The sequence below is a fragment of the Pseudoalteromonas sp. SWN29 genome, from assembly GCF_015864465.1.
In the GTDB taxonomy this organism is placed as follows: domain Bacteria; phylum Pseudomonadota; class Gammaproteobacteria; order Enterobacterales; family Alteromonadaceae; genus Pseudoalteromonas.
The window spans coordinates 38,462-53,429 of the sequence record NZ_JADYXE010000025.1 but is presented as its reverse complement, the minus strand read 5'-3'; the positions used below and the strand labels follow the sequence as shown (position 1 = coordinate 53,429).

Sequence of the window (14,968 nt, the reverse complement as noted above, 5' to 3'; positions counted from 1 at the left end):
TATGTCTACTTCTTTGATTTCTTTTCGATAATAAATGGACCATCGCTGATTAAATCACTAGCGTCTTGTTTGCGCTCAAAACAGTATATATAGTCGGGGTTTAAGTGTGACATTGTTTGGCAACTATCCCTATTGATGCCTTTTAGGTAGGCTGAATAGTTCACTGTTTTAGCATCAATGGTAAGATATTGACCTTGTGACATTAATACTTTCTGGTGTGTTAATTGATTAAAATCAGCATTACTTGGTAGGGAGAGTACAAGTTCAGCAAGACTGTCTGTAGGCGTATATTCAGTCTGTGCTTTTGTAATAAAGTCTGCATTTTTACTGCAATCAGCTAGCACATCATTGCCTACGATAAGCGCTCGTTCTAAGCCTTTAATCTTTGGCTTTATTGAGGTGATGAGTTGTGTTCGATTATTTGTGAATAGCTGCTTCGCATAACTCTCTAGATTTACTAAAGCGCTTTGGGGTGTGTTTTCGGGTACTTTTAAAATAATTAAGTCTTGTTCATTAAGGCGTGTCTTTAACTTACTCACAACACCTGATAACATTTCTTTTGAATCTTTATTTGTCTGCGATTTGATTAAAAACCAATTGTTGTCTGCGGTGTTAAGCTCTAAATAAAACCCCGACAGTAAATCACGGTGTTTTCCGACAAAACTAGGCATTACTGTATTAGATGAAACACGATAGTAGAGTTGTGCATTGCACAAGCCTGCAAACATCGGTAAGACTTGACCGGTATCAGAAATCACTAAATTACGCTGTTTCAATGCATGTAATAGTCGCTGATCAGATGGCAAGGTGCTGCTGTGTTGATAGCCTTGTTGAATTTTTATTTTCTGCTTATAGACTTTGGGGATCATTTCTCTTGGATCAGTACTTGAACACGCTGAAAGCATCAGTAAAATGACTACATAAAGTCCTAAATATCGTGTGTTTTTTAGCATCCTTGCCTACCCTATTCATCACTGTAAATTTTAATTTTTTATTAGTTATAGAGTTTTAGATTAAAAGCCAATGAACTCAATGGCTTCCAATTGTAGTCCAGATTAATAATTACAGCAAGAGGATTATTAATCGACTAATGGTTCACGTAGTGTTCAGGTCAAGGCAGAATATTTACTTGCTCATATGAAAGTGTTCTGGTAATCACCCACCAAATAACCACGGTTTAATCTCATCATAATTTTTTAAATACAAAGGTCTTTCTAGGGGGTTGCTATCTTTAACGTGTTTATCAATTAAATGAAACAGGAGATAGTATTCAGCCATAGCCGCTCTTACTGTGACTGAAAAGCTCTCCCCCCGTCCTTTATCCATCATGATTACATTCTTTTGCTCACATGTTAAACTCGGTTGCGGCGCGATATGTAATTCAACTGACGTCATCCATGCAGTGTCTTTTTCAGCATCAATGGTCGAAGGTGAAACTAATTTAGCCTGCGTTATTCTACCTAGATGAAAGTCCCTAAATTCTCTTCTAAATTCATCGAATGCTCTACAATGCCAGCGTACCCCGCTATCAGCTAATGCTATTGGATGTATTATTCGCTCTTTACCGGCAGGTTGAGATAGTGAGTAATATGTAATTTTAACAGCGTACTTTTTAGTAATAGCTTGGGTAATCATTCTGACAACTTTAGGGTCAACAAAGCCTGTATATAATGGGCCAAAGTCGATTGCCAATGCTCCCCAATAATCAGACTTATAAACTTGACTATTGATCCTTAAAAAGGCTGCATACTCTTGCCATGAGCCATCTATATAATGACACGAAAAAGATGCTGCAGGTTCATACCTTTTTAAGCTTTTATTGTAGATGAGTGTATCTGGGTATAGCTCTCTATACTCAGTTAAGCTTTTAGTAATATTACTAATGGTAACTTTAAACAATTTCGCTAAAGTTGATGCATTTACTACACCTTCCCAATAAGCAAACATTTCAATCGCTTTTAATCTGGATCCTTTTGTACCTAAGCCCCCATTGATCATTATATTTTCACGCCTTTTATTAAACCAAGAGGAGTACTGTGAGTGATGAGGTGCTCCTGTGTAATTGCTAACTTTCTCTTTTGCATATCTTCTAACATGGCTTTGATCTGTGGGGGTGTTTTTTGACAGTTGATTCTTCTAAACAACTGAGGAAACTGTTTTTCGAATTCTTCAGCTTTTGATTTCATTAAAATACTGTCAGATAAGAATGTCGGCACAACTATGTCTGTATAGCAGTATTGAGAATATTTCAAAGCCATATCAATGCCTGCAGCATCATAGTCAAAAAAGATACCAACATTAACACTGGGGTTAAGTTCATTGAGTATTATTTTAAGGTGATTTTGGTTTTCACCATAGCCTTTAAATAAAATAAGTGCATTTTGATATTCCTTAGGAAGATGAGGAATGACCTTATCCCAGTTTGTTATTAGCTCACCATTTTCCACAATCAATAATGTATGAATCTTAGTAATATCTAGTTTCTCATAACGCATTGAATAAACGATGCCTGGTTGAACATGTACCGTTGAACCAATAACGGGGATCGGCGCTTTACCTGCCATAGACAACATCCCATCAAAAACGCCTCCTCTCGCCCATTTTTCATTTTTCAGCTTTTTAGCTGCAATAAACCGAGTATCAACATCTAAGTCTATAGCTAATAATGGTACTTCGAGTGCATTATCAAAGTACTTTTCAATGTAAGCTAAATTTTCAGCAGTAAAATAAATTTTCTTATTTCTGATATCTGCTATGTCTAGCTCTTCTACTATCGTCTTAAGAACAGCAGACTCATTAACTACTCGCGGAGATTTCTGAATTAATCGCTGAGCAGCCCGCACGGTCTTTTTATCTAATTTCATTTGAGACCTTTTTAAAAATTATGTCTGTGACATAAACAGTCCCATCGAATGGAGGGATTATTTCTCTTAACTCCTGCACGTTTGCAATTTTTAGAACGGATTTTCGCTGAGCTTCAAAGTAGCTCGTTATCATCAACATCCAATCTTCAACGCTTGAGGCAACTTTTAGTTGGTAATATGCCTTTATCGCAGAGAGATCGTCAGTGTGTTCACTATCGAATAATGCATCAAAAAAGAATTCTACATTTTCAATCAGAGAATCAATTTTTTCATCAAGTTCAACACCTCGCTCATCCGTAATAACAACGCTTTCATCCTCGGTATTTAATTGATTAGGCGTGCCTCCAGATTTTTTTAGCGCTGATAAAGACGCATCTATCAATAGATCTTCATCTCTCGCACTATCTAAATCGCCATAACCACCTAAAGGTAACTTTTCAGCAATAGATACACAAACAGGCAAATTCAAAAAAGAGGATATATCGGGTCTATAACCTGGCTCTGATGTGTATTTACCATGAAACGAATCAATTAATTTATTTAATCGTTGAGCACTTTTATCTTTCATCAGTTTATCTAGCATTTTAACCAATTTACGGTTACTCGCAGCTAAATCTTTTAAGCATTTATCGACATGGGCTTTTAAAACTTTCATAAGCAACCTTTCAAGTTGAAGGTCAACCCCTACCCAGCTATTCATTTTATCGACGCTTAACTGATTGAACACATGGTTTAACTTTGTTATTTCTTGTTTACAACGAGATGTTTGTTTAATTTTTTCATCAATGTCGCAAACGACACTAAACTCATCACCTATAATGTGATGAAACATATTAACGGTGTCTGTTAGCGTATCCATCAACTCCATAACTGTTTCACGTATCTCATCAAAGAATCGCTCACCATCACTATAACGGCGAGTTTTAGCTTGTTTATAACTTTGGATGGTATTTTCTAGGTCCTCTATCAACCCTGAAAAAGCGCCATGCCTTTCTCTAAACCGGTGCCTGCTTGTGACATGGTCTAATAACCCACGGACTTTACTGTGTAACTGAACACCTAGTGACTCATCTAAATAATAGGCTAATCGGTTTTTGCTCAAAGAGTTAATCACTTGCTCATTTTCTGGCAAGTCTTCAATTTGACCTCTTGCGATATAACAAGACTCATCGATAACATCTATATGCTTATTGAGGGCTCTGATGGCAGCCTTTGAATCTTCTTTTCTTCCCATTAGAACAACTCCGCTTGTTCTTCATTACCATCACTTTCGCCTTCGATGCCCTCATATAGTTTTATAAACTCTAGTTGATCGTAAATTAATGACCATTTTGCCGTGGCTATATAGACAGATCCGCTGCCGCCTATTGAAGTCAGGTACTTTTCATCTACTAAATGTTGCAATATTGAACGCAGTTTCGTTTTCGTTTCAGTCGAGTTTTGTGCTCTTTTAAACTTATGTGCAATGTTCTCTAACTGCAACTTAAGTGATGATGACTCTTCTATCGCAGCAAGTAATGCAGATTCCTTAACTCTCATGCCTGCTTCTATCGGCCTTGATTCATGATCTGCATTACGGACTAAACGTAACCAGTCAATTAACCCTTCTAAATTAATAATGATATATTCAAAGTGTTTTTCAACAGCATTTCGCTTTGTTTTATCTTCAATCGAACTGAACACACAATAAAACCCTTTGCGATCTCTCGTTCTGGCGACCTTTCTACCTATACGGTGTAGGAAATTATTTACTGACTCTTCATTATCTGGCGTATCTAAATATGAAAAACAGTCTGAATTTGACACCTCACAGACGATATTTTGATTTAATAATGCTTCAATACAGTGTTCAAAACGACTAGACATTAGCGTCTCTCCCCACAACTTGCTCTACTCTGTAGGTGATCAGAGGATTTTGCTTGCTTGTTTTTCTAGATACATATTTCTTTATGCCTAAAATTTTATCCACATGATTTTTAGAAGTAAAATATCTCAATAGTACAACCGATGGATTGGGCTGCGCGCAAAATAGTGAAATATTGTTCTGATCCATAAAATCAAAAAGGAGCATAACATTTTCATCTGACAGCTCACCGAGTTCATCTAGAGGCCAATGAATCGTGATGTTATGATCTTTACACAAATAGCGCGTCATTCCACAGAAAACGACAATAACAGCCAATTTTGAAATACCCGTACTACTGATGCTTTTTAAGTCTGCATCCGTTCTTATATTTACTAATCGACCGTTCTCTGTCATAGAAATATCAATATCCACTAAAGACTCAATGGAGCTTGAAATTTTGCTGCCTTTCAGTTCAGAAATAACACTGGAGAAAGTCGTTACAAAATCTTTTTCAGGTAAATTATCTTTGCCTAGCTCCCCCCAGCGTTCCCAAACCCTATTGAATGCGATTAACTCAGACCAAAGATCAAATTCATCAACTTTTGAAACAAGCTCAATTTTAATATCATCTAATGCATTGAAATTGTTTGAAGTATTGATTTCTTTAACTAACTTAGCAGACACATTTTTTACTTTTTTCTTTAACCCTGTGAGTGCTTGGTAAAAGCGGATATACCTTTCACCAACCGTTTTTATTGATTCCAAAATAACGGCTTTTATATCGGGTATTGACTCTTCGATTAACACTTTGACATCGACTACGCTTTCAATATAAAGGTCTTCACTGAACTTTTCATGCGCCGATACAGCAATGCGCTGCTCTTCCATACTGCGCCAAATATGCAGAACCTTATTATTTGATTTCCCTGTGACTAATAATATTTCACCTACTTTTTTAACCGCTGAGCTAATTTTCCATCTGAGTGTTTTAATAGACGTTACAGACTCTTTCGCTGATTGGATCATCATCTCGATTGGTATTGAGTCATCTAATTGCGCCGGTTGATGACCCACTGGGATCAGCTGACTATGTAATTCAATATCCTCTAAAGCAGAATCAATAGCAGATTTCATCTGCTCTAGTTTTTCAATTGCCCTGTCCAACTCATTTAATACTGAGTTTTTCTCTTCAATAGTGTGCTTGGACTTTTCAGTCACTGTTGTTATTTCTTTTTCAATTTGCGAAATGCTTTCATTGAGCAGTGATAGCTCTGACTCATACAACTCAACTCTACCCCAGGTAGACGATTCCCATACCTTATAATCAGAAATAATGTGTGAGAACGCTTTTACCTCTGTATATTTCGCTTCTGACTCTTCTTTTCTCTGTTTGGCGGCTTGAACCGTTTTTGGGTCGATATCCTTATCTTTCAGTACACAATTAAATGCATCTTTAAGTTCAATTAGACGCTGTTTCAAGTCATTTTTAATCACCGTTATAGCGTCTTCTTTCGCTGAAATTGTTTCAACCATTTGCGAGTACGCTGCAGAGGCATTTGCTTTAAAGGCAATAAGCTCTTCTTGATACTGGTGATGAATTTCTAATTCTTGTTTTTTTGTTACATTATCAAATTGATGCTGATCTTCAATGGCTTGCGTTATTTGATTATCGAGTACTCGTAACCGGCTAGACACATCTTTATTAATAGTGTGTATTGTTGCTTTTTCTTGTAGTTCAAACTTACCAATATCGTCTTTATACCTTTGCTCATCTCGCAGTAGTTTGTCGATACCTAGACCAATAGTATTCACATCATTATTTAAAGTTGAGATCTTTTTATCTATCTCTTTAATATCTGTGATTAAATTATCAATTTCACGACCTATTTCTTCTCGCTGTTGGCTTAATATTTCATCCGACTGCGCTTCTTCTGGCAGTAGTATATTCTCTAAATCAATAAGCACACCATAAAAAGAGCTATGCTCTGAAGCATCCGCAATACCTGGCGATAATGTTTTGAGCGTGAGTAACTCTGGCCTGATCACTTTACCAATTGTTGAACGCCAACTTTTTAAATTTTGGTTTAAATAACTGCGGACAGTACCATCCTCTGGGGTTAATCGGTGTGTGATCTCAATTCTTTTATTTCTTTTATTGTCTAATTCATTATTCTTTTGTTTTCGCTGGGCTAATAATTTATCTCTTTCTTGTTTTTTATTATCTAGCTGCTCTTGCGCATTCTTTTGCTGTACATAAAGCTCGTTAATTAAAAAGCGATTTAACTCCACTACTTTTTTCTTAAGACTATCTAACGAACTCAGCTCCTCGTGTGTGTAATTACTCGCTTTTTGATGTTCAATCTGTAATGAATGAACAGCTTCCAATAATGCTTTACTTTGAGTGTTTCGCTTTTCCTTAAGCACATATTGTTTTTGGTTAAATTGTTCACTCTTTTGCAATTCTTTTTGCTGCGTTTCGAGTTCAAGTTGATGTAAGCTTTCTTGGAGTTCACTTATCTTTTGCGTTAACGCTAACTCTTCTCGGTTTGCTTCCATTTCATGTTTACTTACTTCTGCATCGTAAGCCTGCTTCTCAGAGTGAGCAGACTCTAGTAATGCTTTAAAGTGTTTTGCATCCTTTTCAGCTTTATCTTCTAAGGAGCTTAAACCTTCGTATTCAGCTATTTTAGATACAATGTCGACTTCTCTATCCCATTTTTCACGCGCATCGTAAATGCTATCGATTAAACTCTTTTTAGTTTCGGCTTTATTAAAGTCCCTCCCAAATGCTGAGTTAAGCAGTGATAACTGCTCTTGGAATTTTTTAACGAGTTCACTTTTTTCAATTTTAAGCTGCTTTCTCTTGAGGCTTTGCTCTTCTAGCAGATTTACATTCGCGGATAGCTCTTTTTTGAGCTTATTTTGGTATGAGAGCAAGTAGCCCCATGACTCTTTTAGCGCCTCATATTGAGCAATTGATTCTGAAAATTTACCTTTGTGCTTTTCCAGTTCAATTAACGTCTCAATACTACTAACATACTCCATATCTTCTTTGTGATAAGGCGCTTCACCTATTTCAATTTGATCGGTTAAAAAACTGTCAACAACCATCAACTTAAATTGTGCTAAAAGCTTGTCATGACGCATGAGTACTGATGACAATGAGTCTATATGCCTCATCTGTGAGTCACTTGAACATAAAGAGTACTGATGCGCTAACGGGATAAGTGAACCTTCTGTTCTTCGGCGTGTTCTTAAGCGTTGCTTATCATTTTGTATGATTGATCGATAATCAATACTCGTCGATATTTGTTTTGAAACATCATACTTGTTAGATACACATTCTCTTAACCATTTTTTTGCGTTACCACAATCATGCAATGCATCTAACATTGCTTGACCAAATAGAGCTTCACTGGCTGGCGCATCGACAAACCTATATGCTATTGAGTCGTTTGAGCGATATAGAACAACGCACTTATAGTCCCCTGCTTTTTTATATTCGAAAACAATCATGGATTTTTTTGTTGGTAAATAATGATTTACAAAAGAGACTTTACCCGCAGCCCTATCTACCACCTTACTGGGCTCTATACCGTAAAATACCGGTATAAGACTAAGTAACGTCGTTTTACCAGCTCCGTTCCCCCCTGTATTATTTGTATGGCCTAAGCATTCAACCCCCGTTAATCTTCCTTTAAAGTATGAATGATGCAGATATATTTCTACTAAACCCGTTTCCATGTTGATTCACCAAAGCTTAATTAAGTACATTGTTTTAATGTACACCAAAGTGATATGGTTAAAAACTGTGCATTTAAACAGTGTAATTACTCGACAACTTTTAACTCAGACTAAACATAAGATTATGCAGTATACTTCGCTCTGATCATGAGGTTTTCTCGGCAATTTAAGATAAAATTTATAAACACGAGTTACATCTTATATTCCATAGTGTTTAGATTTAAGATTGACCCTTAAGGTATTAAAACACTTTGAAATACTACCATTTACCATCAAACGTTGATTTTTAACAAAGCAATATTTCGTTACTCAAGTACTGTCATTAAAGGAAATGAAACTAGTGTCCTTAAATTGAAGCCCTCAGCTGTTTTTAGAGCTGAATACAAAGTAATGGCAAAAGCCACTCATAGATTCCCTTCAAATACTTGATTTAAAATACGTTGAGCAGTAAGTTCAATTAATACATTTCTCTCGATACACGTATTAATACTGTTTTTAAGTTTATTACTGTTTAACGAAACGTTTTTAACAGTCAATAGAAAACGACCAATGTTTTGAGTAGTCATGGAATGGATAAAAATACCAATGCGCCCTCCCCACTCTAAAAGGAATTTAAATTAATGTCATATCCTGAATACCTTTCTAATTATTATAATGACTTGCTCTGCTCTCAAAAAACGCCACTGCTCATTGAGCTAACGGCAAAAGAAATACAAAAGCTACACAACTTTCAGAGCGAAGATGCTAAATACTTCCCTCTTTCACTCGCCGAGCGTATTTATAACCAAGAAGACTCAACAAAAGGGAGTAATATTTTCATTATTGATGGGGATAATGTTGCCTCAGGAGAGCGTTTTTTATTACTTGAAATACTCCTTGAGAAATTACGTGACGACGTCAAGGGGATCAAGAGTTTAGCGACACTTAAAGAGTCTTTAAAAATGGCCGCTTCAATGGCCAGCGGTGGGTTAATAAATGATTTTTTTGGAAGCTATCTAGATAAAGGCTTAAACTTTCTATTCAATGAGGCCAGTGAACAATTTTCCAGTTTATTGACAGATGTCGTCGTCGATCAACTTGACCTTTCCAAGACAATTCTCAGCGGTGTCGAAGGTGTATTAAGTGATAGCGCCGGTATTAAACTGGGCGATATTGTTAATAAAATCAGCCTGCAGCAGTTACACTTATCTGCATCAGCGAAGTCCGAGCTGGCCGCCTTATCAAGCACCTTTTCTAAAAGCCTAAGCATTGATGCCTTTCAGTTAGCTTTTAAGCTGCTGTTAGCAATTGCTCTAGATGCACCCAAACTTATTTATATCAACAACCCTCATAAACTTGATAACAGCTCAATTGGCTTACTTTCATTGTTATTTTCTTTTGCTAAAAATCAAAAAGATCATGATAAACATATCGGGCTCTCTGTTATTTACACCTACACTGATGAAGCATTTAGTTTGTATGGTGAGGTTGATGAAGTATTGCACCCCAAACAACAGTTATTGGTTGAACAACGACGCTTTGCCCAACGCTATGCCATGTTAGAAAAGCCCAGTAGTGATATTCCTATGGTCGCAGTTAAGTCATCCTTGTTTGTGGGGCGGCGCGACGAGCTTGAACAGTTAAATAGGCACTTTACAGACAGGCAGCCAACTACTCTATCTGTAATTTCGGGTGAGCCTGGTATAGGTAAAACAGCCTTAGTCAATCAACACTTAAACAACATTCAGGCGCACGATGACATTATTGCCCTCACCCTCGTGAATGAGGTTGGGCATAGTTCTAGTAATACGGGGCTTAGCTCATTAGAAAAGAGCATTATCGATGAAGCTAAGCGTATTGAGTTATTGGTGGGCTTAAAAGACAAAGGAGTTAACTTTTTAAAAAGCATGGCCTCAAAAGACAATGCTTACAAAGCTATTGGTGTCATTTTCTCTGGTGCAGACAAGGCATTAGCCGTTGCTGATACTGGGTTTCAGCGAATAAATGTAGATAAACACATTCAACACGTTCAGCAAATCGGTATAGGAGATATAGATAATAAACAGGGTGATGCAAAACAACAGCAGTTTGATAAATTAGATAAAGCCCTTATCAAACTCAAAAATATTAGCTCTAACAATTTACCCATTGTGCTGTTCATTGATGACTTGCAATGGATAGATGATACTTCAAGCGAGTATATCTTAACGCGTTTACTACAGCAGCCTGACTTATATATCGTTGCAACATTACGTCCAAGTGATGGTGCTACAGTCTTTAAAAAGCATCTTACACATCAATCGTTACATACTTATTCATTAAAGCTATTGAAAGCGTGCCAGGTAAAAGGCTATGAAGCTTATAGTGAAGAAGTGGAAAGTGAATTACGCCCTGCTATTATCCCACTGGCTGGTTTTGATAAATCAGTGCTTGAAGCGCTTATCAGTCAGGTAATCAAGGGTGAGCCATCGCAACATGCGGCATTGACCAATTCAATTTTTACCGCGCTGTCAGGTAATGAAGCAACAGAGGTCAATACATTATTTGCAGTTGAAACCATCAACATGCTGTGTGATAAAAAGCTCTACGGTGAAAACACGTTCGAGCGACTCATTTTAGATGCTCCACTGCGCTTTAATCCAGAGCTTAAAAATATTGAATCAACGCTAACAGAGACCTTTTCGACTCTGCAAGCTAAATATAAGGACTCATTAGCACATGTAAATGAGCTAGCCTCTGGGCAGCGGTTTAATTTAATGGCGTATGCAGTGCTTGAAGAGCGCTTGCACCTATTAAAAATCCATTTTACTACGCATGGCAATGCTGCCGTCAATACATTACTTTTTTCATCTTTGCTTGGTGCCCCTTTTTCGTCAGACATAGTTAAGAAATCGCTTGAAGCTATAGCACACAATAACAACGTATTACTTGCACCATTACGGGCGCACATTAATCAGAGCGACCAAGAAATCGGATTAACCGCTGAGCACTACGTTATTATCGATGAGGTCTATGAAATATTAAGCCGCTTTGCGCTCACTGGAGATAAATACACGTACCGCCATGGTTTACTCAATATATTCCTTGAAAAACAAGTTGAATACCTGCTGGACACTGTGTTTATCGAAGAAAATCAGCAAGCGAAAGAAGCACTGTTTAAGCTAATACTCTCAGTAATAGCACACGAACATAAACAGCAACCTTTTTATGGCAAACCAGATCTGAACCTAAATTACGCCTGTTTTGAGCAGTTAATTTTCTTTAAAATGACAGAACAAAAGCTATTGAGTATTTGTTATCAAATCAACCCAAAGCAATGGGCTATTAGCTATGCTGTTAATCTGAGGATCTTAGCTAGTTGCTATTACGCTAGTAATCAAATAACTGAGTCCATTAGATTAAATAAGAAATCGATAGCTATTTGTAAGCAATTTTATGCCTATGATAAAAAATCTTGGGCCAAAAATTATACTATCGGTTTGAATAATTTAGCTTTATGCTATGGAAAAAACAATCAATTGGCACATGCAATCCCACCACTTAAGGAATCATTATCTATCCGTAAGGAATTATACGAGGACAATGAATTCTTATGGAGTAGCCATTACGCTTTAAGTCTAAATAATTTGGCATATATTTATTGTGAAAATAACCAATTTTCTGAAGCTACGGTACTACTGGAAGATGCACTAAATGTATATAAAGGTTCATATAAAAATAATGAGGTCATCTGGGCTCAAAGCTATTCTAGGTGTCTAATAAACTTAGGGGTATGTTATGAAAAATCCCATCAATTGACAAAAGCAATAACCTTTAAAGAAGAAGCTCTAAATATTCAAAAAAAATTATATGTTGAGAATAAAACTTCTTTCGCTAAAAGTTACACTATTAACCTGATTAGCCTAACACTTAGCTATAATACAAATAAACAATATAATCAAGCCATTTTACTTGCAGAAGAAGCTCTTGCTATTGTAAAAGTATTATACCAAAAGAATACTGAAAATTGGACTGAGAATTGGGCTGAAACCTATAGCCATGTTCTAATTAACTTAGCACAAAGTTACTTTTGTGTTGGGAAATTGCAGCAAGCAATTAAACTTGAGGAGGAGGCCATATCAATTATTAAGCCATTATACCTGGATAATAACGCAGTTTGGAGTAAAGAATATACCACAATCTTAAGTGGAATAGCGGATAGCTATGAAAGTAATAACCAATTAGATTTGGCAATTATGTATCGAAAAGAATCCGTAGATATTCTTAGGCTACTATATCAAAATAATAAAATGGCTTGGGTAGAAGACTATGTGATGAGCTTAAATTGTTTAGCTCTGGCCTATAAAAAAAATAAACACTTGTTAGAAGCCTTTGACCTTATAAGTGAAGCTCTTTGTATTAATAAAGCACTCTATCAAGAAGACACGAAATCGTGGGCTGAAACTTACATGGCTACCTTGAGTAACCTATCATTAATTTATTATGATGATCAAAAAATTGAAAGCGCTATCGAGCTACAAAAAGAAGCATTAGATATTTGCACTAATCTATATAAAGAGAATAACAATGCTTGGTATGAAAATTACATTCAGCACCTTAGCCACTTATCACTTTTTTATTACAATAGTAATAAACTTCCACAGTGCGCTGAACTTCAGGGGAAATTACTACCTATTTATAGGCAATTATACCAAAAAGGTTTAACAATTTGGACTGAAAATTATATTCAAAGTTTAGATCTTTTATCAAAAATTCACTCTGACAACAACAAGCTATTGCAATCTATAAAACTTAAAGAAGAAACCTTGGATATTTATAGAAAGCTATACCTATTAGAGCAAGATGTATGGACTGAAGACTATATTATTTGTTTAAGAAGCTTGGTATCGATATATAAAGAAAACAACAAATTACCACAAGCGGTAACCCTACAAATTGAAGAAGTATCCACTCTTAAGCTTCTTTATAATGGTAATAACACAGCATGGGCTGAAATTTATACTGATAGCTTAGATAATTTAGTTGTGAGCTATTATAAAAATAATCAATTACCACAAGCGATTGCGCTTCAAATTGAAGCGTTAACGATTCTTGAGGTACTTTATAATGACAACAATACTACATGGGCTAAAAAGTATATCAAAGCCTTAAATTACTTAGCATTGTTCCACAAGAAAGATAATAAAATACCGCAAGCAATAGTGATTGAAAGTAAGGTATTAACGATTCTTAAGCCTCTATACCAAGACCATAGTGCTGCCTGGGCAGAGGATTATACCATCATTCTAAATAATTTAGCGAACAGCTATAGAGAGGACAACCAAGTAGCGCAAGCAATTGTGTTTGGAAGAAAGGCACTAACGATTCTTAAACAACTCTATGAAAGCGATAAAGTATTTTGGAGAAATGATTACATCACGAGCCTAATACACTTAGCGCCAAGTTATGAACGAAACAATGAATTACCACAAGCTATTATGCTTCAAGTTGAAGTATTAAAGCTTATTAAACCGCTCTATCAAGCCGATAGTACTGAATACGCTGAGATTTACATCCATAATTTAAAGAACTTAGCAATAAGCTATTTCAATAACAACCAAATATCACAATCGATTATGTTGGAAGAAGAAGCATTAGGTATTATTGCACTACATTATCAAGAAAATAATGCCGCATGGATAGAGACTTACGCAAAAAATTTGAGAAAATTAGCCGAAAGTTATAGCGACAATAACCAGTTAACAGCAGCCATTGAACTTAGTGAAAAAGAATTAACTATTACGGCTGAATTATATAAAGCTAACCACGTTTCTGGCTTACAAGGATACCTAAACACATTAAATACAATAGCGACTTATCAATTACGCTTAGAGCAATATCAAGCCGCGCATGAACATTTGAGTCAATACTTTAAGTTGTTTATTCTAGACTCTATCGAAGAGGTTGAGCAATGCGCTGAGTTTATTTATCCTTTTGTTAAATATGCTCAAGCATCAAATCATTCATCACAACCTATACCTTTTGATTTCGATAAAGCCGCAAATGAGTTTAATACAATAATGCTGCAGAAATTTGCGAGTCAGTATAAAAAACAAATAGATATCTTATTACACGGAAATGAGGATTTCTCTGCTTATATTGAGTTATCAAAATCTAACAAACCACTTGATAGCGAAAAATATCAATTGTTTGTTCAGTATTTTGCAGAGCCTAATCAGGGCGAATAACGCTTAAATTTGACCACGGTGAATTAGATTCAAAAATTCAACCGTGGTCATCATACTATTTGTAATAACGTTATTCGTGTTATGAGTATCAATAAAAATGCGTCAACATTTTTATATACAGAGCGCTATCTATAAAAATTCACTACTAATCACCCACCAAATAATCTGGGCTCAATCTCATCATCATTCTTTAATACACAAGCTTTTTAAGGGATTACTATCTCTAACGTGTTTATCAATTAAATGAAAATTGAGCTTCTCATATTTTTCTTCCGAGTTCGGGTGACTATATTTTTCAACTGGAATCT

Annotated in this window: 7 protein-coding genes; 1 reads left to right on the top strand and 6 read right to left on the bottom strand. The window is 36.0% G+C overall.

The window, feature by feature from the left end; all coding sequences use genetic code 11:
* Positions 1-5: 5 nt before the first annotated feature.
* The 6 genes from I6F53_RS11195 to I6F53_RS11170 all read right to left on the bottom strand — a co-directional run bounded on the left by I6F53_RS11195 (position 6) and on the right by I6F53_RS11170 (position 8,454).
* Positions 6-953, bottom strand: a complete 948-nt coding sequence (locus I6F53_RS11195) for a hypothetical protein (RefSeq protein ID WP_197239611.1) — start codon at positions 951-953, stop codon at positions 6-8.
* A 202-nt stretch (positions 954-1,155) separates the two neighbouring features.
* Positions 1,156-1,947: a helix-turn-helix transcriptional regulator gene (locus tag I6F53_RS11190; RefSeq protein WP_197239610.1), complete on the bottom strand. Its 792-nt coding sequence runs from the start codon at positions 1,945-1,947 to the stop codon at positions 1,156-1,158.
* A gap of 50 nt (positions 1,948-1,997) precedes the next feature.
* The gene (locus tag I6F53_RS11185; RefSeq protein WP_197239608.1) at positions 1,998-2,864 is read right to left on the bottom strand and encodes a DUF7281 domain-containing protein; all 867 of its coding nucleotides are present in this window, start codon (positions 2,862-2,864) and stop codon (positions 1,998-2,000) included.
* Positions 2,851-4,098, bottom strand: a complete 1,248-nt coding sequence (locus I6F53_RS11180) for a hypothetical protein (protein WP_197239606.1) — start codon at positions 4,096-4,098, stop codon at positions 2,851-2,853. The genes I6F53_RS11185 and I6F53_RS11180 overlap by 14 nt, the downstream gene beginning before the upstream one ends.
* Positions 4,098-4,730 carry a hypothetical protein gene (locus I6F53_RS11175; protein ID WP_197239605.1) on the bottom strand — a complete coding sequence of 211 codons (633 nt, stop codon included), beginning with the start codon at positions 4,728-4,730 and terminating at the stop codon, positions 4,098-4,100. Before I6F53_RS11175 ends, I6F53_RS11180 begins: the two co-directional genes overlap by 1 nt.
* Positions 4,723-8,454, bottom strand: a complete 3,732-nt coding sequence (locus tag I6F53_RS11170; RefSeq protein ID WP_197239603.1) for an ATP-binding protein — start codon at positions 8,452-8,454, stop codon at positions 4,723-4,725. Before I6F53_RS11170 ends, I6F53_RS11175 begins: the two co-directional genes overlap by 8 nt.
* 620 nt (positions 8,455-9,074) lie before the next feature.
* Between I6F53_RS11170 and I6F53_RS11165 the strand changes: the two genes are divergently transcribed.
* A complete protein-coding gene (locus tag I6F53_RS11165) occupies positions 9,075-14,660 on the top strand; it encodes a tetratricopeptide repeat protein (protein ID WP_197239602.1) in 5,586 nt (1,861 codons plus the stop codon).
* Positions 14,661-14,968 lie beyond the last annotated feature (308 nt).